This window comes from Delftia sp. ASV31 (assembly GCF_016428765.1).
Lineage (GTDB): Bacteria > Pseudomonadota > Gammaproteobacteria > Burkholderiales > Burkholderiaceae_C > Comamonas > Comamonas acidovorans.
Genome location: NZ_JAELTK010000014.1, coordinates 17,348 through 42,035, shown reverse-complemented (window position 1 = coordinate 42,035; position 24,688 = coordinate 17,348). Strand labels below are relative to the sequence as shown.

The 24,688-nt window shown below is 68.8% G+C and carries 14 protein-coding genes and 6 tRNA genes; all 20 read left to right on the top strand.

Features of this window, described 5'->3' with window-relative positions:
- Positions 1-83 precede the first annotated feature (83 nt).
- Positions 84-1,298: an O-succinylhomoserine sulfhydrylase gene (locus JHD82_RS07490; RefSeq protein WP_199135869.1), complete on the top strand. Its 1,215-nt coding sequence runs from the start codon at positions 84-86 to the stop codon at positions 1,296-1,298.
- Positions 1,295-2,701 (top strand): glutamate--tRNA ligase, encoded by a 1,407-nt coding sequence (gene gltX, locus JHD82_RS07485; protein ID WP_199135868.1) that lies wholly within the window; start codon positions 1,295-1,297, stop codon positions 2,699-2,701. The genes JHD82_RS07490 and gltX overlap by 4 nt, the downstream gene beginning before the upstream one ends.
- A 70-nt stretch (positions 2,702-2,771) precedes the next feature.
- Positions 2,772-2,847 (top strand) — tRNA-Ala (locus JHD82_RS07480).
- Between the two features lie 37 nt (positions 2,848-2,884).
- Positions 2,885-2,960 (top strand) — tRNA-Glu (locus JHD82_RS07475).
- Between the two features lie 44 nt (positions 2,961-3,004).
- Positions 3,005-3,081 (top strand) — tRNA-Asp (locus JHD82_RS07470).
- 247 nt (positions 3,082-3,328) lie between these two features.
- The gene (locus JHD82_RS07465; protein ID WP_012206565.1) at positions 3,329-3,733 is read left to right on the top strand and encodes a hypothetical protein; all 405 of its coding nucleotides are present in this window, start codon (positions 3,329-3,331) and stop codon (positions 3,731-3,733) included.
- 226 nt (positions 3,734-3,959) lie between these two features.
- On the top strand, positions 3,960-5,417 hold the full coding sequence (locus JHD82_RS07460) for a TolC family protein (RefSeq protein ID WP_088165433.1): 1,458 nt from the start codon (positions 3,960-3,962) through the stop codon (positions 5,415-5,417).
- Between the two features lie 41 nt (positions 5,418-5,458).
- Positions 5,459-6,676 carry an efflux RND transporter periplasmic adaptor subunit gene (locus JHD82_RS07455; RefSeq protein ID WP_097201767.1) on the top strand — a complete coding sequence of 406 codons (1,218 nt, stop codon included), beginning with the start codon at positions 5,459-5,461 and terminating at the stop codon, positions 6,674-6,676.
- 4 nt (positions 6,677-6,680) lie between these two features.
- Positions 6,681-9,770 (top strand): efflux RND transporter permease subunit, encoded by a 3,090-nt coding sequence (locus JHD82_RS07450; RefSeq protein ID WP_012206562.1) that lies wholly within the window; start codon positions 6,681-6,683, stop codon positions 9,768-9,770.
- A gap of 16 nt (positions 9,771-9,786) precedes the next feature.
- Complete coding sequence (locus tag JHD82_RS07445; RefSeq protein WP_012206561.1) at positions 9,787-10,122, top strand: P-II family nitrogen regulator; 336 nt, start codon at positions 9,787-9,789, stop codon at positions 10,120-10,122.
- Positions 10,123-10,248: 126 nt separating this feature from the next.
- Positions 10,249-10,324: transfer RNA gene (locus JHD82_RS07440), tRNA-Ala, on the top strand.
- Positions 10,325-10,362: 38 nt separating this feature from the next.
- Positions 10,363-10,438, top strand: a tRNA-Glu gene (locus JHD82_RS07435).
- 44 nt (positions 10,439-10,482) lie between these two features.
- Positions 10,483-10,559: transfer RNA gene (locus JHD82_RS07430), tRNA-Asp, on the top strand.
- 721 nt (positions 10,560-11,280) lie between these two features.
- Positions 11,281-11,805, top strand: coding sequence for a sigma-70 family RNA polymerase sigma factor (locus tag JHD82_RS07425; protein ID WP_088164188.1), 525 nt, complete (start codon positions 11,281-11,283; stop codon positions 11,803-11,805).
- A gap of 151 nt (positions 11,806-11,956) precedes the next feature.
- A complete protein-coding gene (locus JHD82_RS07420; protein ID WP_034395838.1) occupies positions 11,957-12,241 on the top strand; it encodes an MbtH family NRPS accessory protein in 285 nt (94 codons plus the stop codon).
- Between the two features lie 5 nt (positions 12,242-12,246).
- Positions 12,247-12,990, top strand: a complete 744-nt coding sequence (locus tag JHD82_RS07415; RefSeq protein WP_199135867.1) for a thioesterase II family protein — start codon at positions 12,247-12,249, stop codon at positions 12,988-12,990.
- Entirely contained in the window at positions 12,968-13,657 is a 690-nt protein-coding gene (locus JHD82_RS07410) for a 4'-phosphopantetheinyl transferase superfamily protein (protein WP_199135866.1), read from the top strand. The genes JHD82_RS07415 and JHD82_RS07410 overlap by 23 nt, the downstream gene beginning before the upstream one ends.
- Entirely contained in the window at positions 13,654-14,643 is a 990-nt protein-coding gene (locus JHD82_RS07405; RefSeq protein ID WP_199135865.1) for a TauD/TfdA family dioxygenase, read from the top strand. Before JHD82_RS07410 ends, JHD82_RS07405 begins: the two co-directional genes overlap by 4 nt.
- A 20-nt stretch (positions 14,644-14,663) precedes the next feature.
- Complete coding sequence (locus JHD82_RS07400; RefSeq protein ID WP_199135864.1) at positions 14,664-20,006, top strand: non-ribosomal peptide synthetase; 5,343 nt, start codon at positions 14,664-14,666, stop codon at positions 20,004-20,006.
- Positions 20,006-24,685, top strand: coding sequence for a type I polyketide synthase (locus tag JHD82_RS07395; protein WP_199135863.1), 4,680 nt, complete (start codon positions 20,006-20,008; stop codon positions 24,683-24,685). Before JHD82_RS07400 ends, JHD82_RS07395 begins: the two co-directional genes overlap by 1 nt.
- Positions 24,686-24,688 lie beyond the last annotated feature (3 nt).

Genomic DNA, 24,688 nt, shown 5'->3' with positions numbered 1-24,688 from the left:
CCCAGGTGACAAGTGTTTCTAGCTCCTTTTTTCCGGGCACCGCCGCCATCGGCGGGCCGCGCCCGACCCCAAGGACCATCAACGTGACGAACAAGACACTTCCCGAAGGCCTGCATCCCGATACGCTGGCCCTGCGCGTGGCCGTGGAACGAAGCCAGTGGGGCGAGCACAGCGAAGCCCTGTACATGACCAGCAGCTTCGTGCAGCCCGACTGCGCAACGGCAGCGCGCCGCTTCGCCAACGAAGAGCCCGGCTACACCTACAGCCGCACCTCCAACCCCACGGTGACCAGCTTCGAGCAGCGCCTGGCCGCCATGGAAGGCACGGAATGCGCCGTGGCCACGTCCACCGGCATGTCGGCCATCTTGCTGGTGGCGCTGACCACGCTCAAGGCGGGCGACCATGTGATCTGCTCGCAGTCCATGTTCGGCTCCACCATCAAGCTGCTGGGCGGCGAGATGGCGCGCTTCGGCATCGAGACCAGCTTTGTCTCGCAGACCGATGTGCAGGCCTGGAAGGCCGCCATCCGTCCCAACACGCGATTGCTGTTCGCCGAGACGCCGACCAACCCGCTGACCGACCTGTGCGACATCGCCGCGCTGGCCGAACTGGCGCACGCCCATGGCGCGCTGCTGGCGGTGGACAACAGCTTTGCCTCGCCCGCGCTGCAGCGGCCCGCCCAGTTCGGTGCCGACCTGGTCGTGCACTCCGGCACCAAGCTGCTGGACGGCCAGGGCCGCGTCATGTCGGGCGCCGTCTGTGGCACGACGGCACTGGTGGACAAGGTCATGGGCACCTTCCTGCGCAGCGGCGGCCTGAACCTGGCGCCGTTCAACGCCTGGGTGGTGCTCAAGGGCCTGGAGACGCTGTCCCTGCGCGTCAAGGCGCAAAGCGCCGCCGCGCTGGAGCTGGCCACCTGGCTGGAGGCCCATCCCAAGGTCGCCCGTGTCTACTACCCGGGCCTGGCCAGCCACCCGCAGCACGAGCTGGCCATGCGCCAGCAAAACGGCATGGGCGGCGGCGTGCTGTCCTTCGACGTGGTGGGCGAGGGCGCCGAACAGCTGCGCGCCAATGCCTTCCATGTGGCCGACAGCACCCTGGTGTGCTCGATCACGGCCAACCTGGGCGACGTCAAGACCACCATCACCCACCCGGCCAGCACCTCGCATGGCCGCCTGAGCGAAGAGCAGCGCCGCGTCGCCGGCATCGGCCAGGGCCTGCTGCGCATCTCCCTCGGACTGGAATACCTGGGCGACATCAAGAACGATCTGTCCCGCGGACTGGATACCCTGCAATGACACAAAAAGTACGAACCCGTTTCGCCCCGTCTCCCACGGGCTTCATCCACCTGGGCAACATCCGCTCGGCCCTGTATCCCTGGGCCTTCGCGCGCGCCACGGGTGGTGATTTCATCCTGCGCATCGAGGACACCGACGTGGAGCGTTCCACCCAGGCCTCGGTGGACGTGATCATCGAAGGCATGGCCTGGCTGCAGCTGGACCATGACGAAGGTCCGTTCTATCAAATGCAGCGCATGGACCGCTACAAGGAGGTGCTGGCCGGCCTGCAGGCCTCGGGCCATGTCTACCCCTGCTACATGAGCGTGGAAGAACTCGACGCCCTGCGCGAGCGCCAGATGGCCAACAAGGAAAAGCCGCGCTACGACGGCACCTGGCGCCCTGAAGAAGGCAAGGTGCTGCCGCCCGTGCCTGAAGGCGTGCGCCCCGTGCTGCGCTTCAAGACGCCGCAGGGCGGCGTCGTGGCCTGGGAAGACAAGTGCAAGGGCCGCATCGAGTTCCAGAACAGCGAGCTGGACGACCTGGTGATCGCGCGCCCCGATGGCACGCCCACCTACAACTTCTGCGTCTGCGTGGACGATATGGACATGGCCATCACCCATGTCATCCGTGGCGACGACCACGTCAACAACACGCCGCGCCAGATCCACATCTTCGAGGCGCTGGGCGCCAGCGTGCCCGTGTTCGCCCACCTGCCCACCGTGCTCAACGAGCAGGGCGAGAAGATGAGCAAGCGCAACGGCGCCAAGGCCGTCACCCAGTACCGCGACGAAGGCTACCTGCCCGACGCCATGGTCAACTACCTGGCCCGCCTGGGCTGGAGCCACGGCGATGACGAAATCTTCAGCCGCGCCCAGTTCCTGGAGTGGTTCAACCTCGACCATCTGGGCCGCAGCGCAGGCCAGTTCGACGAGGCCAAGCTGCGCTGGGTCAACGCCCAGCACCTGAAGGCCCTTGACGATGCGGCCCTGGCAGAGCTGGTGCGCCCCTTCGTGCTCAAGACGGGTCTGGACCAGGCGCTGCTCGATGCCGACGACCGCCTGCCGCGCATCTGCGCCCTGTTCAAGGACCGCTGCGAAACCCTGGTCGATCTGGCCGGCTGGGTGCGCCTGTTCTATGTGGACGCCTTCGACCGCAACGCCGAAGACCTGGCCAAGCATGTGACCGACGCCGTGGCGCCCGCCCTGGACGCCTTCGCCGAAGGCGTCGCCTCGGTGGAGTGGAGCAAGGAAGCCATTGCCGCCCTGATCAAGGAAGTGCTCAAGGCCCAGGGGCTGAAGATGCCGCAACTGGCCATGCCGGTGCGCGTGCTGACGCTGGGCACGGCGCACACGCCTTCGGTGGACGCGGTGCTGGAGCTGCTGGGTCGTGAAAAAATTCTGGCCCGTTTGAAAAACCGCTAAAAACCTGTCTATAATTCGAGTCTCTGATGCAAACGCAGCAACTAACAAGAAGCAGCGATTGCAGCATGAAGGGGGTATAGCTCAGCTGGGAGAGCGCTTGCATGGCATGCAAGAGGTCATCGGTTCGATCCCGTTTACCTCCACCAAAATTGAGACTTGAGTATTTACGCAAGTTCTAGGATTGACCCTATCGTCTAGAGGCCTAGGACATCACCCTTTCACGGTGAGTACCGGGGTTCGAATCCCCGTAGGGTCGCCAAGTTTGCAGCACTTGGCTCGAAAGAGCGCAAAAGCTGTCTGCCAGGAGTGGTAGTTCAGTTGGTTAGAATACCGGCCTGTCACGCCGGGGGTCGCGGGTTCGAGTCCCGTCCACTCCGCCAGATTCCTTGTGCAAACCCAGCGTTTGCACAGACAAGAAGCCACCGCAAGGTGGCTTTTTTGTTTCTGCCGCGCGCAGCTCGCCTGCATGGCTGCCTCGCTTGGTGGCAGGTAAGCATGTGCGAAAAGCGGGCTTTGCCACAGATTTTTTAAGGGCAAACCCGGAACTTTGCCTCAACATTCGTAACAATAGATGGTGTCCCGATCACGGGACATTCACTTTCACTGCTCCCGCCTTCCTCTCGCCCCATGCGCCTTGCGCCATCGTTCCTGTTTTCCTTGCTGATGCTGTTGTCCATCTTCTGTGGACAGGTGGCGGCGTCGGCATCGTCCGATGGACTGGAAAGCGATGGCTTGCTGGCGCACCACCCCATCGTGACCATCGATGAGGAATTCCTCGAAGAACTCGCGGAAGTCGAGGAAGACGACGAGACGGAGTTTGCCGAGCTGACGGCACACGGCGGCAATACCCGCCAGTTGCTGGCCCTGCTGGCCTGTGGCGAGGACCGCTCCGCCGAGATGTACTGGCCGCCCGAGCCCATCGCCGTGCAGGTGGTGTCGCTGTGGGCCCCGCCTTCGACCTATTCCCAGGCGCACCTGTCGCCCGCTCCGGGCCAGCTGCTGCGCCCTCCAAGACCTTCCCTGCTCGGCTGACCGCATATTGCGGCGCAGGCATGCCTTGTGCCCCCTGCGCCCCTTGTCGGCTGACGCATCCCACTGCCTGATCACTGCTCGTGCGCGCCTTGCTGGCGTGCATGCCATGCCGTCGTCCGCGCGCTGACTGCGCACTGCCCGGCCATGCCCGTTCCCGCGTTGTCCGCAGGGGAGGGCCCATCTCTTACTCAACCCCTCGACTGTCGTTTCGCGGCAGATGCATGCCATGGTGAATCCAACGGTATTGGCGGGAATGGCCCCCGCTCGTTTTCCATCCTTTTCGCGCAAGGCCTTGCAAGGCGCGATCTGCAGCCTGCTGGTGGGCTGGAGTGCCGGTGCCTCGGCACAGGCCCCCAGTGAGCCCCAGGCTCCTTTGACGCAGGCGGCTCCAGCCGCCGCCGCGGCCGCCGAGGCCGCGGCATCCCGTACGCCGATCGTGCCGAAGGCCGGTTCGGCAGCAGAGGCCACAGCGGCTGCAGCGGGCCCTTCGGTGGCTTCGGCTGCCGCACAGCGCCTGCCCCAGCTGAGCCTGAACGAGGTCGTTCGCGCCGTGCTGGACCACAACCCCGATCTGCGCGCTGTCGAGCAGTCGCGGACCACGGCGCGCGCAGGTGTGGTCAGTGCCTCGGCGCTGCCCAATCCCAAGCTCGAATGGAACCAGGGCCGCAACAGCGCCCGCGTGCCTGGCGCGGCGGCCGGCACGGTGCAGGGCTGGGCCGTGGCGTTGCCCATCGAGAACCCCGCCGTGCGCGGTGCGCGCGTGGAGGCCGCCAGGGCAGGCGAGCAGGGGTCGGTGCACTTCGTGGCAACCACGCGCAATGCGCTGGTGGCCCAGGTGCGGCTGCGCGCCTACGAAATGGTGCTGCGCGAGGCGGAGGTGGAGGCCGCCAAGGAGGCGGTGCGCCTTCTGGAGCAGGCCCATGAGCGCGTGCGCGTCCGCGTGGACAGCGGCGAGGCGGCGCGCTACGAAATCATCAAGGCCGATGCCGAAATCATCCAGGCGCGCCAGCAGGAGCAGACCGCAAGGCTGCGTGCCGAGCAGGCGCAGCTGTCGCTGGGCCGCCTGGCCGCAGGCCAGCTGCCCGTGCGCTTTCGCCTGGATGTGTCGCTGGAGGACCCGCTGCGCATCGAGGACATGGGCGAGATCGATCCCATGGAGCATCCCGAACTGCGCCAGCTCAAGGCCGAGGTCGAGCGTGCCCAGGCGCGGCTTGACGGTGCCAAGGCCTCGCGCTGGCCGGGCGTGGAGCTGCGCTACGGCCAGACGCGCGAGCCCGACGTGCGCCTGAACACGGTGGGCGTGAGCATCCAGATCCCCTTGCTCGACCAGCACCGCGGCCCCATCGACGAGGCCGCCTCCGAGCTGGAGCGCGCGCGTCTGCAGCTGGAAGGCCGGCAGATCGAGCTGCGCCAGCAGACGCTGCAGGCCTGGAAGGAGCTGGAGATGGCACGACTGCGCACCCAGGCACTGAGCCAGGGTTCGGTGCGCGAGGCCGAGTCGGCCCTGCGCGTGGCCGAGGCCGCCTACCGCTTCGGCGAGCGCGGCATTCTCGATGTGCTCGATGCGCAGCGCGTGCTGCGCTCCATCCGTGCAGACCTGCTCGATGCGCGCTACCAGCTGCAGGCGGCGCGCATACAGCTCGAATACCTCGCGGGCCGCTACGACGATCCGTCCGCGCTGTGAAGCGCGCCGTCCCTGCCTCACACCCGAAATCAGAAACGAACATGTCCTTGAATATGCATCCGAAACCCATCGCCGCCCGCGCAGGCAGCAGCACCTTGGTGAACTCCCTGGCCCTGGCCGGCCTGCTGGCCGCAACGCTGGCGCTGAGCGCCTGCGGCAAGAACGAAGAGGCCGAGGCCAAGGCGGCGCCAGCGGCAGCCGCTGCCCAGGAGCAGGACCCGATGGAGGTCCGCGTCACCGCCGAGATGGCTCCCAACTTCGCCGTCAAGCCCGTGGCGCAGGCGCAGATCGCGCTGCTGCAGGAGGTGTCCGGCCGCATCGAGGCCAATGAGCGCCAGGTCACCCGCATTGGCGCGGCCGCCACGGGGCGCGTGACCGAGGTGCTGGTCGAAGTGGGCGACCGCGTGCGCGCGGGCCAGGTGCTGGCCCGCGTGGCCAGCCCCGAGCTGACCACCGCCCAGCTGGCCTATCTGCGTGCACACTCCGCCGCCACGCTGGCCGAGCGCGGCGTGGAGCGCGCGCGCCAGCTGATCGCCGCTGACGTCATCGGCTCGGCCGAGCTGCAGCGCCGCGAGTCCGAGCTGTCGATTGCGCGCGCCGAGCAGCGCGCTGCCGGCGACCAGTTGCGCCTGATCGGCATTCCCGACAGCGCCATCGCCCAGCTGCGCGACAAGGGCACGTTGCAGTCGCATGCGGCCGTGCTGTCCACAGGGGCCGGCGTGGTGATCGAGCGCAAGGTCAGCTCCGGCCAGGTGACCCAGCCGGGTGATCCGCTGTTCACCGTGGCCGACCTGAGCAGCGTCTGGGTGGTGGGCGCGATTCCCGAGCAGATGGCCAGCGGCGTGCGCGCCGGCCAGGCCGTGGAGATCGCCGTGCCCGCCCTGGGCGAGCGCGTGCTGTCCGGCCAGATCGTGCATGTGGGCGACACCGTGACGCCCGAGACCCGCACCGTCACCATCCGCACCCAGGTGGACAACACCGAGCGCGACCTCAAGCCCCAGATGCTGGCCACCATGCGCATCCAGGGCGAGGTGCGCCAGCTGCTGGCCGTGCCGGCCGAGGCCGTGGTGCGCGAGAACGATCGCGACCATGTCTTCGTCAGGAAGGGCGAGAACCACTACCGCCTCACGCCCGTCGAGCTGGGCACCGCCAGCGGCGGCATGCGCCCCGTGAACAAGGGCGTGGCTGATGGCACGGTCATCGTCACCACGGGCGCCTTCCACCTGAACAACGAGCGCAAGCGCGCAGAGCTGGAGTAAGCCCATGATCGCTTCCATGATCCGGGCCGCACTGAGCCAGCGACTCATCGTGATCGTGCTCTCGCTGGTGCTGTGCGGCTTTGGCCTGCGCGCCGCCATGAATCTGTCGGTGGATGCCTTTCCTGACGTGACCAACGTCCAGGTCCAGGTCGCTACCGAGGCGCCAGGCCGCTCGCCCGAGGAAATCGAGCGCTTCGTGACCGTGCCGCTGGAAATCGCCATGACCGGCATGCCGGGCCTGGTGGAGATGCGCTCGCTCAACAAGAGCGGCCTGTCCATCATTACCCTGGTCTTCACCGATACCACCGACGTGTACTTTGCGCGCCAGCTCGTCACCGAGCGGCTGATGGAGGTCACGCCGCGCATGCCCGAAGGCATCATCCCCGTGCTGGGGCCGGTGTCCACGGGCCTGGGCGAGGTCTACCAGTACACGCTGGACCATCCCGACGACGGCAAGCGGGCCCTCACGCCCGAGGAGCTGACCGAGCGCCGCACCATCCAGGACTGGGTGGCGCGCCCGCTGCTGCGCTCCATTCCCGGCGTGGCCGAAATCAATTCGCAGGGCGGCTACGTCAAGCAGTACCAGGTGGAGGTCGACCCCGGCCGGCTGCGCCACTACGGCCTGTCCGTGCGCCATGTGGTCCAGGCCATCGCCGACAACAACGCCAACGCCAGCGGCGGCATCCTGCCCCAGGTCACCGAGCAGTACCTGATCCGCGCCGTGGGCCTGATCCAGTCGCTGGAGGACATCGGCAACATCGTCCTCAAGCAGGATGGCGGCGTGCCGGTCTTCGTGCGCGATGTGGCCGAGGTCCAGCTGGGCCAGGAAGTGCGCCAGGGCGCCATCATCAAGGGTGGCTATACCGAAGGCGTCTCCGGCATCGTGCTGATGATGCGCGGCGGCAATGCCAAGGAAGTCGTCACCCGCGTGAAGGAGCGCGTGCAGGAGATCAACTCCAAGGGCATGCTGCCCGGCGGCCTGCAGATCGTTCCCTACTACGACCGTACCGACCTGGTCGACTCGGCGCTGTGGACCGTGGGCAAGGTGCTGATCGAGGGCATCCTGCTCGTCGTCGTGGTGCTCTTCATCTTCCTGGGTGACGTGCGCTCCAGCCTGATCGTGGTGGCCACGCTGATCATCACGCCGCTGACCACCTTCATCATGATGAACCGCTGGGGCATCTCGGCCAACCTCATGTCGCTGGGAGGGCTGGCGATCGCCATCGGCCTCATGGTCGATGCCACCGTGGTGGTGGTGGAGAACGTGTTCCACAAGCTCGGCCAGGCCGGCGACAGCATGGGCGCACGCGTGCGCACCGTGCTCTCGGCCACCACCGAGGTGGCCACGCCCACCATCTTCGGCATCGCCATCATCATCCTGGTGTTCCTGCCGCTGATGACGCTGCAGGGCATCGAAGGCAAGATGTTCGGCCCGCTGGCGCTGACCATCGCGATCTCGCTGGCGGTCTCGCTGGCCGTGTCGCTGTTCCTGTCGCCCGTGCTGTGCTCGTACTTCCTCAAGGGCGGCGCGGACCATGACACGCGCCTGATCGCCTTCCTCAAGCGCCACTACCTGCGCCTGCTGGACCTGGCCACCGCACGCAACCGCGCCACGCTGGCCGTGGCCGTGGCGCTGCTGCTGGGCTCGCTGGGACTGTTCCCGCTGCTGGGCAAGTCCTTCATGCCCACCATGAAGGAGGGCGCGCTGACGCCGCAGATCAATCGCGTGCCCAGCATCTCGCTGGACGAGTCCATCCGCATGGAAATGGCGGCGATGAAGGCCGTGGCCGAGGTGCCCGGCGTGCTCAGCGTGGTCTCCAAGCTCGGACGCGGTGAATCGCCGGCCGATCCCGCAGGCCCCAACGAGTCCGACCCCATCGTGCTGCTGGACCCCGAGTCCGACCGCACCCAGGACGAGATCGACGAAGACATCCGCCAGCGCCTGTCCTCGATCCCGGGCGTGCAGATCGTGCTGTCCCAGCCGATCTCCGAGCGCGTGGATGAAATGGTCACGGGCGTGCGCTCGCAACTGGCCATCAAGGTCTTCGGCGACGAGCTGGACGATCTGCGCGATGTCTCCGAACAGGTGGCCCGCATCCTCAAGAGCGTGCCGGGCAGCACCGACATCCGTGTCGAGCGGCTGTCGGGCCAGCAGGCGCTCACGGTGGATATCGACCGCAAGGCCATTGCCCGCCACGGCCTGAACGTCACCGACGTGCAGGGCGTGATCGAGTCGGCCATCGGCGGCAAGGACGTGACCACGGTCTACGAGGGCGAGCGCCGCTACAACGTGGTCGTGCGCTTCCCCGAGCCCTTCCGTGGCTCGCCCCAGGCTGTCGGCGCCACCTTGCTGACCACCAGCACCGGCGCGCAGGTTCCGCTCAACAGCGTGGCCCGCATCGAGCTGGTGGACGGACCCGCGCAGATCAGCCGCGAAGGCGGCAAGCGGCGCGTGGTCGTGGGCGCCAACGTGGAAGGGCGCGACCTGGGCGGCTTCGTGACCGAAGTGCAGCAGCGCATCGACAAGGAAGTGCAACTGCCCGACGGCTACTACTTCAAGTACGGCGGCCAGTTCGAGAACATGGAGCGCGCCATGGGCACGCTGCAGGTGATCGTGCCGCTGACCATCGTGGCCATCTTCTTCCTGCTGTTCGTGCTGTTCAATTCAGTCAAGCTGGCCGGGCTGATCATCCTGGTGCTGCCTTTCGCCTCCATCGGGGGACTGATAGGCCTGTTCGTCACGGGCGAATACGTGAGCGTGCCGGCATCGGTGGGCTTCATCGCGCTGTGGGGCATTGCGGTGCTCAACGGCGTGGTGCTGGTCACCTGCATCCGCAAGCTGCGCGAGGATGGAATGGACGTGGCCGAGGCCGTGCGCGAAGGCTGCGTGCAGCGCTTCCGCCCCGTGATGATGACGGCCACCGTCGCGCTGCTGGGCCTGGTGCCCTTCCTGTTCGCCACCGGCCCCGGCTCGGAGGTGCAACGCCCGCTGGCCATCGTCGTGATCGGTGGCCTGATCTCGTCCACCCTGCTCACGCTGGTGGTGTTGCCGACCCTGTACCGCTGGTTTGACGAAAAACCGCTGGAAGCCTGATGAAGGAGACACTGCAATGACCATGAAGGAAATCCGGGCCATCGTGCGCCCCAGCCGCCTGGAGCGCCTGCGCGACGCGCTGCGCGCCATTCCCAACTTCCCCGGCGTGACGCTGTTCCGTGCCGAGGGCTTCACGGCCCCGGCCGCCATCGACAAGCGCAGCGTGAAGGAGGAGTTGACCGACTTCTCCGACAAGGTCATGGTCTGCGTGCTGGCCGAGGCCTCCATGGTCGAGCCCATCCGTGCGGCCATCACCACGGCCTGTCACTCGGGCCAGGTCGGCGACGGCCTGGTCTGGGTGGTGGACATCGCCGAGATCCACCGCATACGCGACGGGCAAAGCCTGGCCTGACCCGGGCTGCAGCAGGGCGCCGGAATGCAGGGCGACATAAAAAAGTCATGCATTCCGGAATTGCCCCAAAAACGCTGTGCTACAATTTTTGAATCGCAGCAACGAAGCAGTGCAACGTTGCAGCAAGGGGGTATAGCTCAGCTGGGAGAGCGCTTGCATGGCATGCAAGAGGTCATCGGTTCGATCCCGTTTACCTCCACCAAAAATTGAGACTTGAGTATTTACGCAAGTTCTAGGATTGACCCTATCGTCTAGAGGCCTAGGACATCACCCTTTCACGGTGAGTACCGGGGTTCGAATCCCCGTAGGGTCGCCAAGTTTGCAGCACTTGGCTCGAAAGAGCGCAAAAGCTGTCTGCCAGGAGTGGTAGTTCAGTTGGTTAGAATACCGGCCTGTCACGCCGGGGGTCGCGGGTTCGAGTCCCGTCCACTCCGCCAGATTCCTTGTGCAAACCCAGCGTCTGCACAGACAAGAAGCCACCGCAAGGTGGCTTTTTTTCGTCTGCAGGTTGCAGCAGCAGGCTGCTGCGCTCCCTTCGCTTTTCCTGCCTGCGCACCCAGCCCTTCGGTGCCCCCGCGCTGCGCTTGGGGCATCACCAGTCCGTCATGATCCAGGCCCATCATCCATGGCGAGGGAAAGCCATGGACGACGGGAATCCATAGGCACCGGCTGCCGATTTGCCAGTGCCGATAGCCGTGTCTTCGTTTGCCTTGGCGGGACGTCTTCCAGACAGGTACGAGATGCCGATCCAGACCCGGTTTTGTCGCCGGAGCTGTTAATGCTTCTCATTTAATTTTCTGGAAAACGTTAAAGGAGCACCACTGCATGCCTTGGTCCCGGTTCAAGTTTCAGCACGTCTGCAAGGCCGCGCAGCCCTTGCCGATCCTGTTCCAGGACGCATGGGCCCGGCGAGGCCGGCCGCCGCCATGAAGCCGCCATGAAGCCGGTATGAGGCCGATCTAAGGCCCGTCTCCCCAAGTCACGCCGATGCGCATCGGCGTGCACTGATGCCCTGCGGTCAGCGGTCGTGCCGCCGCTTTCCGCCTGTGCCGAGCCCCGTTCCCGTCTTTTTGCACGGGCGGCGCGCCGGCAGTCCATCGACCTGCGGTCGACATTTCCCCTTGACGTTCTTGCCTAGCTTGCGAGAGGAACTGCATCGTGTCCTTGAATCACACACATTCTTCGCTGGAAGAGGTTTTCATTGCTTCGCGTGGACAGTTGGTGAGGGTCGCGCGAAGAATTCTCAGGAATCCTGAACTGGCCGACGACGCCGTGCAGGACACCTATCTGCGCGTTGCCGAGATGCGCAGCGATGCCGAGATCGCCAGGCCCGCCGCCTACTGGACGCGCGCCGTCTGCAACATGGCGTTGGACTACCTGCGCCGCCAGGAGCGCGAGAACAGCTACCGCACCCACGGCGTGGATGTGGAGACGCTGGAGATACCGGACAGCCGCTCGCCCGAGCGCCTTTTGTTCGAGTCCCAGGCCATACGCCTGATCGACCAGGCCCTGGACGAGGTGCCGCCCAAGACCCGCGAGACCTTCGAGCTGTACCGCATCAAGGGCCTCACCCAGCGTCAGATCGCCGAGCACATGGAGTGTGCGCTGGGCTTGGTGAACGCCAGGATTGCCGACGCCTGCAAGGCCATCCATGTCCACCGCTCGCTGCTGGACCACCATTGAACTGTGCAGCCCGGCGCACGACCCGGAACCGGCGCGCACGCGGCGTGAACAGTTTCGGATCCGGAACGTCATGTTCAACAGAGGCGCAGCACCGGATCGCCGCGATTCCGTACTGGCCTCACCGATGTTCAACCGCATTAAGGACGCCTGCATGTCTACAAGCTGCTTCGACCGCGAAGACGAAACCTTCATCGTTCTGGTCAACCACGAGGAACAGTATTCCATCTGGCCGCACTGGAAGGCCGTGCCCGGCGGCTGGACCGCCGTGGAGGGCGTGAAGGGCGACAAGAAAACCGTGCTCGACTACGTGGACGCCACCTGGACCGACATGCGGCCCAAGTCGCTGCGCGTGTGGATGCAGCAGCAGGAGCAGGCGGGTGCCGGCGCCGCGCTGCAAAGCGATACCGATACCGTGATCGAAACCGCAGCGGGCTGACGCGCATGCACGCGCCGCTGACCCTGCTGTGCCTGCCGTGCGCAGGCGCCAGCGCCACCATGTACCTGCGCTGGCGCAGGCTGCTGCCCCACTGGATCCGCATTGCGCCGGTGGAGCTGCCGGGGCGGGGCAGCCGGCTGGGCGAGCCAGCGGTCGAGGACTTCGGGCAGCTGGTATCGCTGCTGTGCGCCGAGCAGCGCCAGGCCATGCGCGGCCGCTTTGCGCTGCTGGGCCACAGCATGGGCGCGCTGCTGGCCTTCGGCATGGCGCGGCAGTTGCGCGAGCAGGGCAGGGAGCTGCCGCTGGCCCTGGTTGCCTCGGGCAGCCCGGCACCGGCCTGCCGCGATCCCGAGCGCTTTGCGGGCAAGGGCGACGATGCGGCGCTGATTGCCGATCTGCGCAGGCAGGGCGGCACGCCCGAAGAGGTGTTTGGCAGCCCCGAGCTCATGCGCATCACGCTGGATGTGCTGGGCTCCGACTACCGCGTCTGCGAGAGCTTCGGCCATGTGCCCGCTGCGGGCCTGCCGCTGCCGGTGCACGTCTTTGCAGGGCGGCAGGACGACATCGAGGCACCCCGCGTCCAGGCCTGGTCGCAGGAGGCCGCCGTGGCCTTCACGCTGGACTGGTTCGAGGGCGGGCATTTCTTCATCAGGCAGCGCGAAGGCGATGTGCTGGCCGTGCTGGCGCAGCGCCTGGCCGGGTCCCAGTCACTCCAGGGAGGCATCCATGCAACTCGTGTCCGTGCGTGAGGCCATGAGCCAGGGCATCGAGGTCTTCAGGCTGGACCTGGACCTGTCGGCCGAACTGAGCGACAGCCTGCCGCACCTGACCCCCGAGGAGCGCGGTCGCGCCGCGCGCTTCGTGCGGGCCGCCGACCGGCTGCGCTTCGCACAGACGCGCGCTGCCACGCGGCGGCTGCTGGGGCGCAGGCTGGGCTGCTGCCCGGCCGATGTGCCGCTGGCGGTCGGCATCCACGGCAAGCCCTTTGTCGACGAGGACCCGCTGCGGGCACCGCTCTTCAACGTCTCGCATTCGGGCGGCCATGCGCTGATCGCGCTGGCCGATCCCGGTGGCGTGCTGCACCTGGGCGTGGACATCGAGCAGCACAAGCCCGACCTCGATGCCGAGGTCATGCTCGACGCCGTCTGCACCGACCAGGAACGCGCCAGCGTGCGCCGTGCGCCTGATCGGCTGGCGGCCTTCTACCAGCGCTGGGTGGGCAAGGAAGCCGTGCTCAAGGCCATCGGCATCGGCGTGGCCGACCACCTGCGCTCCATAGGCATCAGCCCGGGAGGGGACGGACGGCTGGCCATCGCCTGCGCGGTCCCCGACTGGAATGGTTTTCAAGCGATGGCGCTGCCAGCGCCGCCGGGCTACGCGGCAGCTCTTGCGTGGCGCACCAAGGAATCGACATGAACGAAACCCTCCAGCGCTTCGAGCGCAAGGCCCCCGCGGGCTCGCTGCTTCCCCAGCTCATCACGCCCGCCCAGCCGGGCCAGGACCTGCTGGCCGCGCTGCCGCCGCTGCGCCGGGACATCGACGAGGCGCTGCTGACCACGGGCGGCGTTCTGCTGCGCGGCTTTGGCGTGCCCGATGTGGAGACCTTCCAGCGCTTCGCCTCGGCCTTCGGCCATCCGCTGCTCAAGTACGAGTTCGCCTCCACGCCGCGCAGCGCGGTCGAGGCCTCCAGCGGCGCGGGCGTCTACACCTCCACCGAATACCCGGCCCACCAGAGCATTCCGCTGCACAACGAGCAGGCCTACACGCGCGAGTGGCCCATGAAGATCTGGTTCCACTGCGTCACCGCATCGCCCGAGGGCGGCGAGACGCCGATTGCCGACAGCCGTGCGGTCTACCGCCGCATTCCGGCGCGCATCCGCGAGCTGTTCGAGCCCGGAATTCTGTACGTGCGCAACTTCGGCGAGATGGACGTGCCCTGGCAGAAGGTCTTCAACACCGAAAGCCGCGCCGAGGTCGAGGCCTTCTGCCGCCATGCGCGCATGGACTGGGAGTGGAAGGAGGACGACGGCCTGCGCACACGCCAGCTGTGCCAGGCCATGGAAAGCCATCCCGCCACGGGCGAGATGGTCTGGTTCAACCAGGCCCACCTGTTCCACATCTCGGCGCGCGAGCCCGAGGAGCGCGAGGTGCTGGAGGAGGTCTACGGCATCGAGAACCTGCCGCGCAACACCTTCTTCGCCGACGGCTCCACCATCGGCGACGACATCTTCGCCGAGGTGCGCGCCGCGCTGGATGCCGAGACCGTCAGTTTCCCCTGGGAGCAGGGCGACGTGCTGATGCTGGACAACATGCTCGTGGCCCATGCGCGCTCTCCCTTCAAGGGGCCGCGCAAGGTCATCGTCGCCATGGCCGAGCCGCGCAGCAATCTGGACCGTTTCTGAGAACCCGGGAGGCAGCTGATATGCTGAGTGGACAAAGTGCAATCGCGGCAGCAGGCCAGACGCCGGCCAGCCTGGTCGAGCATCTGAGGGGCCTGGCGCAGCAGCGGCCCGACGACATCTGGCTCACCGTGGCCGCCGTGCAGGACGGCCGCGTGGTCGAGCGCAGCCACAGCTATGGCGAGTTCGACCGCCGCGTGCGCGCGCTGGCCGCCCGGCTGCAGCAGATGTGCCCCGTGGGCGCGCGCGCCCTGGTGATGATGGACAACGACGAGCACTACGCCGCCAGCATGCTGGCCTGCTTCTACGCGGGCGTGATCGCCGTGCCGGTGCCGCCGCTGGAATCGCTGCGCGTGCAGCATCTGGAGCGGCTGCTGGGCATCGTGGGCGACGCGGACGCGGCCTGCGTGATCAGCACGGCCGAAGTGATGCAGGCCCTGCCCGGCGCCGATGCGCGCTTTGCAGGCATTGCCGCCGTGGCCGCCGACCAGGTGGACCTGGCCGATGCCGACGCCTGGCTGCCCCATGCGCCGGCTGCCGACGACATCGCCTTCCTGCAATACACCTCGGGCTCCACCTCGGCGCCCAAGGGCGTGATGGTCAGCCACGGCAACCTCATCGCCAACGAGGCCGCCATCCAGCAGCGCATGGACATCGGCGCGGGCGACCGCTTCATGTCCTGGGCGCCGCTGTACCACGACATGGGCCTGATCGGCGGACTGCTGCAGCCGCTGTACAGCGGCCTGCCGCTGGTGCTGACCTCGCCGCGCCTCTTTCTGGAAAGCCCCGTGCGCTGGCTGGAGCTGATCTCGCGCCACCGCGCCACCATCAGCGGCGGCCCCGACTTCGCCTACCGCATGTGCCTGGAGCGCATCAAGCCGTCGCAGCTGGCGCAGCTGGACCTGTCGAGCTGGCGGCTGGCCTATACCGGTGCCGAACCCGTGCGTGCCGACACGGTCACGGCCTTCGCGCAGCGCTTTGCCGCCTGCGGCCTGCGGCCCGACGCGGCCTATGCCTGCTACGGCCTGGCCGAAGCCACCCTGTTCATCACCGGCGGCAGTTGCGGCGCGGGCGCCACGATCACGTCCTTCGATACCGAGGCCCTGGGCCAGGGCCGGGCCGAGGAAAGCTCCGGCGCCTCGCAGACCACCTCGCTGGTGGGCTGCGGCCCTGCCGTTCCCGGCCATTCGGTGAACATCGTCGATCCGCACAGCCTGCAGGTGCTGGAGCCCGGCCACGTGGGCGAGATCTGGGCGCACGGCCCCAGCATCAGCCAGGGCTACTGGGGCAAGCCGCAGCAAACGCAGCAGGCCTTTGTCGAGCATGCAGGCCGGCGCTGGCTGCGCACGGGCGACCTGGGCTTCGTGCATGCTGGCCAGGTCCATGTGGCGGGCCGCATCAAGGACCTGATCATCGTGCGCGGGCACAACCTCTACCCGCAGGACATCGAGCGCGTGGTCGAGGCCGAGGTCGAAGCCGTGCGCAAGGGGCGCGTGGCCGCGTTTGCGGTGGACATCGATGGCCGGGAAGGCATAGGCATTGCTGCCGAAGTCTCGTTCGGCATGCAAAAGCTGGTGCCGGCCCAGGCCCTGGTCGATGCCCTGAGCACCGCCGTGGGCGCGCAGTGCGGCGAGGCGCCCCGGGTGATTGTGCTGCTCAACCCCGGCGCCTTGCCCCGCACCTCCAGCGGCAAGCTGCAGCGCGCAGCCTGCCGCCAGGGCTGGTCCGCGCGCACTCTGGATGCCTGGGCCGTGTTCGAGTCGGGCCGCTTCGCGGGCGGCGGCAGCCAGGCACCGCAGGAGGCGGGCGCGGCAGATTCCACCACAGGCACGCTGGCCGGCCTGTGGCGCGAGGTGCTCGGTGGCGATGCCCAGCACGGGCCGGCCGGCGAGGCCAACTTCTTCGCGCAAGGCGGCAACTCCCTGGCCGCCGTGCGGCTGGCTGCGCGCATCTGCCGGCAATGGTCCCTGGAGTATCCGGCGGGGCGGGTGTTCGAGCACCCGCGGCTGCGCGACCAGGCGCAGGACATCGACCGGCTGTGCCAACAGCGCCAGCCGGGCACGGCGCTGCAGCGCATTGCCCCGCTGGCCGAGGCCCGTCGCGCCATGCCCCTGCCGCTGACGCCGGCCCAGCAGCGCCAATGGTTTCTCTGGAAGATGGATACGCGCAGCACGGCCTACCACGTGCAGGGCGCCCTGCGCATCACCGGGCCGCTGGATGCAGGCGCCCTGCGTGCGGCCGTGCAGGGCCTGTCCGAACGGCACGGTTCACTGCGCACGGTATTCAACGCCCGGCCCGATGGGGAGGTCGAGCAGCGCCTGGACCCCCAGGGCAGGCTGGAGCTGCAGTGGCTGGATGCCGCGCAGGGCGAGCCCGCGCAGCGCGAGGAGCACGCCGCCCAATGGCTGCAGGCGCTGTGCGCCCAGCCCTTTGATCTGCAGCAGGGGCCGCTGGCCAGGGCTGCCCTGGTGCGGCTGCAGGCCCATGAGCACATCCTGGCGCTGGTGATGCACCACATCGTCTCCGACGGCGCCTCCATGCAGATCCTGCTGGACGATCTGGCGGCGCTGTATGCCGGCGCCCCGGACAGCGGCCCGGCGCTGCAGTATGTGGACTACGCCGTCTGGCAGCGGGAGCAGGCCCAGCAAGGCCAGCAGGCCTCGCTTGCCTACTGGCTGGAACGGTTGCAGGTGCCCCCAGGCGAGGCCCAGCCTGTGCTGGCCCTGCCTACCGACCATCCGCGCCAGGCGCTGGCACGCTATCGGGCGGGACGGCACGGCTTCGAGCTGCCCGGCGCGACCTTGCAGGCGCTGCGCGCGCAGGCCCGCCAGCAGGGAGACACGCTCTTCACGCTGCTGCTGGCCGGCTGGCAGGCGCTGCTGTACCGCTACACGGGGCAGGAGGACATCCGCGTCGGCGTGCCCGTGGCCAACCGCGCGCATGCCGACCTGCAGGGCGTGGTCGGCTTTTTCGTCAACACCCTGGTGCTGCGCAACCGCATCGACGGGCGCATGCGCCTGGCTGACGTGCTGCAGCAGGCCCGCGAGGCGGCGCAGGGCGCCCAGGCCCACCACGATCTGCCGTTCGAGCAGCTGGTGGAGGCGCTGCAGCCGCAGCGCAGCCTGGCGCACAGCCCCTTGTTCCAGGTGCTGTTCAATCATCTGGTGGAGGACTGGCACGCGCTGCAGCAGGTGCCGGGCTGGACGGTGGCCGGCCAGCCGCTGGCGGCCGCAGATGCGCAGTTCGAGCTGACCGTGGAAGTGCGCGAGCGCTCCGATGGCAGCCTGGGCATCGGCCTGGTCTATGCCCGCGAGCTGTTCGAGCCGGGCAGCATGCAGCGCCTGGCCGCCCACTATGCGGCCATGCTGGACGCACTGGCGCACCAGCCCCAATGTGCCGTGGACGAGGTGCCGCTGCTGGGTCCCGACGAACGCCAGCAACTGGCTGCCTGGAGCTGCAATGACCAGGTCCTGCACGGCGGCGACATCGTGCACCGCCGCTTCGAGCAGCAGGTGGCGCGCAGCCCCGATGCCCCGGCCCTGTGCCTGGGCGAGGCCACGCTGGGCTACGCCGAGCTCAATGCGCGCGCCAACCGCCTGGCGCATCACCTGATCGCATCGGGCGTGCGGCCCGGCGTGCCGGTGGGCATTGCCATGGAGCGCTCCATCGAGATGGTCGTGGGGCTGCTGGCCATCATGAAGGCCGGCGCCGCCTATGTGCCCATCGACCCCGAGCATCCGGCCGACCGCATCGCCTACATGCTGGAGGACAGCGGCGTGTCCCTGGTGCTGGTGCAGCCGCAGGTGCGTGACCGCCTGCCGGCCAACTGCAGTGCCCAATGGGTCGATGTGCCGGGTCTGGCGTCCCGGCTGGAGGACCTGCCGGCCCACAACCCGGCCATTGCCCTGCATGGCGACAGCCTGGTCTATGTGATCTACACCTCGGGCTCCACGGGCCGGCCCAAGGGCGCGGCCAACCGCCACCGTTCGCTGTGCAACCGCCTGGCGTGGGGGCAGATGCACCAGCCGCTGGGCCCGGGCGATACGGTGCTGCAGAAAACGCCGTTCGGCTTCGACATCTCCTTCTGGGAATTCTTCTGGCCGCTGACCACCGGCGCATGCCTGGCGCTGGCCGCCCCCGGCGACCACCGCGATCCCCGGCGCCTGGCCGAGCTGATAGCGCGCCACCAGGTCAGCACCATCCACTTCGTGCCGTCCATGCTGCAGGCCTTCATGGCGCACCCGGCGGCCGCCACCTGCCAGGGGCTGCAGCGCATCATCTGCAGCGGCGAAGCCCTGTCCGCCGAATTGCAGGCGGCCGTGCTGCAGGCCTTCCCCGGCACCCGCCTGCTCAATCTCTACGGCCCCACGGAGGCGGCCATCGAGGTCACCTGGTGGGACTGCCGGGACGAGGGCGCGTTGTCCGTGCCCATAGGCCGCCCCGTGGCCGGGCTGCGCACCCATGTGCTGGATGCCGCGCTCAACGAGGTGCCGCGCGGCGTGGCCGGCGAGCTGTATCTGGGCGGTGTGGGCCTGGCGCGCGGCTACTGGCGGCGGCCGGGCCTGAGCGCCGAGCGCTTTGTCGCCGACCCCGCCAGCCACACGGGCGAGCGCCTGTACCGCACGGGCGACCTGGTGCGCTGGCGCGGCGACGGCCAGATCGACTACCTGGGCCGCGTGGACCACCAGGTGAAGATCCGCGGCTTTCGCATCGAGCTGGCGGAGGTGGAGGCGCAACTGTTGGCCCACCCCGCCGTGCGCGAGGCCGTGGTGGTCGCCCGCCAGGCGGCCGACGGCGAGCGGCTGGCCGCTTTTGTCTCGGTGCAGCAGGGGCAGACCCTGGACATGGCCGCGCTGCGCAGCGCGCTGGCCGCAGCCCTGCCCGACTACATGCTGCCCTCGTCCATCACCGTGCTGGATGCCTTGCCGCTGAACGCCAACGGCAAGGTGGACCGCAAGGCGCTGCCCGAGGCGCCCGCCCTGCCGGCCCTGGAGCGCCAGGCCTACGAGCCGCCCGAGGGCGGCGTGGCCGCGACCATTGCCGCCCTCTGGGCCCAGGTGCTGGGCGTGGAGCGCATAGGCGCCAGCGACAACTTCTTCGACCTGGGCGGGCATTCGCTGCAGCTCATCCGCGTGCATGGCCTGCTGGAGTCGCGGCTGGGCCGGGAGCTGTCCCTGGTCGATCTCTTCAAGCACCCCACGGTGTCGGCCCTGGCGCGGCGCATCGAGCAGGGCGCAGATAGCGAGGGCGGGGGCGAGGGTGACGGCGCCGCGCAGGCGGCCGCCGCCCGGGACGGCATGGACGCGGCCCAGCGCCGCCGCGAGGCGCTGCTGCAGCGCAAGCGCCACATCGAAAGGACCCTCTGATGTCTTCTTCCTCCGAAACCACCGGCCTGGAGATCGCCGTCATCGGCATGGCCGGGCGCTTTCCGGGCGCCGACGACATCGACAGCTTCTGGGCCAACATCCGTGACGGCGTCGAGTCCGTGAAGCGCTACAGCGACGATGAGCTGCGCGCCCTGGGCGTGCCCCAGGCCCTGCTGGACGATGCCGGCTACGTGAAGGCCGGCGTGCCGCTGGCCGGCATGGACCTCTTCGATGCCGACTTCTTCGGCTACACCCCGCGCGATGCCGAGCAGCTGGACCCGCAGCACCGCCTTTTTCTGGAATGCGCCTGGCAGGCGTTGGAGCATGCGGGCTACGAGGGCCGGCGCTATCCCGGCGCCATCGGCGTGTATGCGGGCACGGGCGCCAGCGTCTACCTGATGCGCCATCTGCTGCCCCGCCATGCGCCGGGCCCTGGCGCCCAGGTCGCCGACCTGCTGGGCCTGATGAGCGGCAACATGGCCGATGCCCTGGCCACGCGCGTGGCCTACAAGCTGGACCTGCGCGGCCCGGCCGTCACCGTGCAGACGGCCTGCTCGACCTCGCTGATGGCCGTGCACACCGCCTGCCAGGCGCTGCTGGGCCATGAATGTGCCATGGCGCTGGCCGGGGGCGTCTCGCTCAACCTGCTGCAAAACGGCGGCTACCGCTACCAGGCCGGCGCCATCTTCTCGCCGGACGGGCATTGCCGCGCCTTCGATGCCCAGGCCGCAGGCACGCTGCAGGGCAGCGGCGCGGGCATTGTGGTGCTCAAGCGCCTGGACGATGCGCTGCGCGACGGCGACACCATCCACGCCGTCATCCTGGCCAGCGCCGCCAACAACGATGGCGCAGACAAGGTGGGCTTCACGGCGCCCGGCGTCAACGGCCAGGCCGCCGTGGTGCGCGCGGCGCAGGCCCTGGCGGGCGTGCCGGCCGACACCATCGGCTATGTGGAAGCCCATGGCACGGGCACGGCGCTGGGCGACCCCATCGAGATCGCGGCGCTGACCCAGGCATTTCGCGCCAGCACGCAGCGCAGGGGCTACTGCGCCATCGGCTCGGTGAAGACCAATATCGGCCATCTCGATGCGGCCGCCGGTGTCACGGGCCTGATCAAGACGGTGCTCTCGCTCAGGCATGCCACCTTGCCGCCGAGCCTGCATTTCGAGCGGCCGCATCCGCAGATCGACTTCGAGCGCAGTCCCTTCCATGTCAACACCGTGGCCAGGCCCTGGCCCCGGGCGGCCACGCCGCGCCGCGCGGGCGTGAGCGCCTTCGGCATTGGCGGCACCAATGTCCATGTGGTGCTGCAGGAGGCTGCTGCCGCCCCTGCCACCTCTGCCGCCCCTTCCCTTACACAGGCGGATGCAGCCCGGGGCTGGCAGGTGCTGCCGCTGTCCGCTCGCAGCCCCCGTGCGCTGGATGAGTCGGCGCGCCGCCTGGCTGCCCATCTGCAGCAGGCCGGCAGCGGCCTGTCGCTGGACGATGTGGCCCACACCCTGCAGCAGGGCCGCCGCGCCTTCGGCCATCGCCGTGCCGTGGTGGCAGACGGCATGGGCATGGCGGTGGAGGGCCTGCACCTCGCTGCTACTGCTTCTGCTGCTGCGCCGGCAGGCCAGGCCACCGAGGTGCCGGCACAGCCGCCCGGCGTGGTCTTTCTTTTCCCGGGCGGGGGCGTGCAGCACGCCAACATGGGCCTGGACCTGTACCGCGACGGCGGTGTGTTCCGGCAGGAGGTGGACCGCTGCTGCGGGCTGCTGCAGGCCGAAACAGGCTGGGACCTGCGCCAGTGGCTGTTCCCCGCCCCGGGTGAAGAGGTGGAGGCCGACGCGGCGCTGTCCGCCATGGACAAGGCCCAGCCGGCCCTGTTCGTGATCGGCTATGCGCTGGCCCGGATGTGGATGGCACGCGGCGTGCAGCCCGTGTCCATGCTGGGCCACAGCCTGGGCGAGTATGTGGCGGCCTGCCTGGCCGGCGTGTTCGAGCTGCCGCATGCCCTGCGCATCGTCGCGGCGCGCGGCCGCCTGCTGCAGTCGCTGCCGCAGGGCGCCATGACCTCGGTGCCCCTGGCCGAGGTCGAACTGCAATCCCTGCTGGACGCGGGCTGTGACCTGGGTGCCGTCAATGGCGAACGCCTGTGCGTGCTGTCCGGCCCGCTGGCCGCCATCGAGGCGGCCGAGGAGGCGCTGCGCGTGCGGGACATCACCGCGCGCCGGCTGCACATTGCCGTGGCCTCGCACTCGGCCATGACCGAGCCCCTGCTGGCGCAGCTGGAGCAGGTGGTGGCCAGCGTGCCCCGGCATGCGCCGCGCCTGGCCTTCATCTCCAGCGTGACCGGCAAGCCCATCACGGCCGAGCAGGCCATGAGCCCCGCCTACTGGGCCCGCCACCTGCGCCATACCGTGCGCTTTGCGGACGGGCTGGACGAGCTTGTGCGAGAGCCGGGCCGCGTGCTGCTGGAGGTGGGCCCCGGCCAAGCCCTTACCGCCCTGGCTCGCCAGCATGCGCGCGCCGCCACGGCGGCTGGCATCTGGCCCAGCCAGGCCCATCCCCAGCAGACCGCACGCAGCGCGCAGCTGCTGGCGCAGGCCGTAGCCGGACTGTGGTGCGCGGGCGTGGACATCGACTGGACTGCCTGCCGGGGCGGGCGGCCAGGTCGGCGCGTGCCGCTGCCGGCCTATGCCTTCCAGCGCCGCTCCTTCTGGGTGCAGGCGGCGGGGCAGGGTGGCGATACACCGAAAGCGGCAGGCACGGCAGGTCCCTCGGCGACCGCCGGTCCGTTCTACGCAGCCGCCTGGCAGCGCAGTCCCTTGCAGTGGGCGGCAGGCACCGCCGCAGCCGCAGCCCAGGTGGCCCTGGTATTTGGCGACGGCAGTGCCACGGCCGAGACCCTGGTGCACGCATTGCGGGCGCAGGGCACCGATGTGGTCTGCGTGGAAGCGGGCGCCGCCCCCGCCTGCCTGGCCCCGGGCCGGCATGCCGTGCGCCCCGGCGAGCGCCGCGATTGCGAGGACTTGCTCGATGCGGTGCAGGCGCAGTTCGGCCCCGTGGACGCCATCTACCACCTGTGGGCCATGGACGCGGCTGCCCCTGCGCCGCTGGAGCGCGGCTTTCACAGCGTGCTGGCCCTGGCGCAGGCGCTGGAGGCCCGTGCGCACGGTGCTGGAGGCCCGCGCACACGGCGGCTGCTGCTGGTGGCCGCAGGCGGTTCGGAAGATGTGACCGGAGTCGAAGCGCTGAACCCCGAGATGGCAGCCGTCTTTCCGCTGTGCAAGGCGATAGGGCAGGAATGCCCGTCCATCGACTGCCGTTTCGTCGATGTGGTGCAGGCGGGCTCGCCCGCAATGCAGGCCCGGCTGGCGCGCCAGCTGCTGGACGAAGCCCGCGCGCCGCATGGGCTGCGCGCGGCCGACACGGCCATCGCCCTGCGCGGTGCCCACCGCTGGCGCAAGACCTACGAGCCCCTGCAGTGGCAGGACGCCGCAGCGCCGCGCCTGCGCAGGCAGGGCGTGTACCTGATCACGGGCGGCCTGGGCGGCGTGGGCCTGGCGCTGGCCCGGCATCTGGCCGCGCACTGGCAGGCCCGCCTGGTGCTGGTGGGCCGCAAGGCGCTGCCTGCGCGCAGCCAATGGGAGGCGCTGGCCGCCGATGACGGGCAGCCGCGCACCCTGCGCCAGCAACTGCTGCAGCTGCTGGCCCTGGAGGCCGAGGGCGCCCAGGTGCTGACCCTGGCCGCCGATGTGGCCGACGCCGCGCAGATGCAGGCGGTGCTGGCGCAGGCGCACCAGCGCTTTGGCGCGCTGCATGGCGTGGTCCACGCTGCAGGCCATGCCGACAGCGGCATGCTGTCCACCCGCACGCGGGACGGCGTGGAGCGCACGTTCGCCCCCAAGCTGCGCGGCACCCGGCTGCTGCTGGACCTGCTGGGCACGCAGGGCACGCTGGACATGCAGGCGCCGGACTTCGTGCTGCTGTGCTCGTCCATCTCCAGCCTCACCGCAGGCCTGGGCAAGAGCGACTACGCCGCCGCCAATGCCTGCATGGATGCACTGGCGGCACTGGCCAGCCGCCAGCGCGCCTGGCCCGTCATTTCCGTGGGCTGGGACGCCTGGCGTGACCTGGGCATGGCCGCCGGCATGCGCATTCCCGAGGGCATAGGCTGGAGCGGCGCAGAAGCGGCGGCCGTGTTCGAGCGCATCGTCAACGGCGATGTGCCGCACCAGGTGGTCATCTCCACCACCGACCTGCAGCAGCGCCTGGGCGAGATCGATGCCGGGCTGGTGGATGCGCTGGCAGAACCTGCCGCCGAAGCCTTCGCCGAACCTGCCAACGGATCGCAGGCCCGGGGCGGCCATCCGCGCCCGGCGCTGCAGACCGCCTACGTTGCGGCCGAAGGCGAACTGCAGCAGGCACTGGCCGCGCTGTGGACCGACATGCTGGGCATTGCCCCGGTGGGCGTGCACGACAACCTGTTCGAGCTGGGCGGCGACTCGCTGCTGGCCCTGCAGATCCTGGGCCGCGTGAAAAAGCGCTTTGGTGTCGAGCTGCACCCTGCGGCCTTCTTCAAGGCCCCCACCGTCGGCGAGTTGGCCGTGCTGGTGGAGACCCGGCTGATCGAGGAGATCGAGGCCACCGTTACCGATGAAGGCGATGCCCTTGCCGCCTTCGCATCTGCGTGAGAA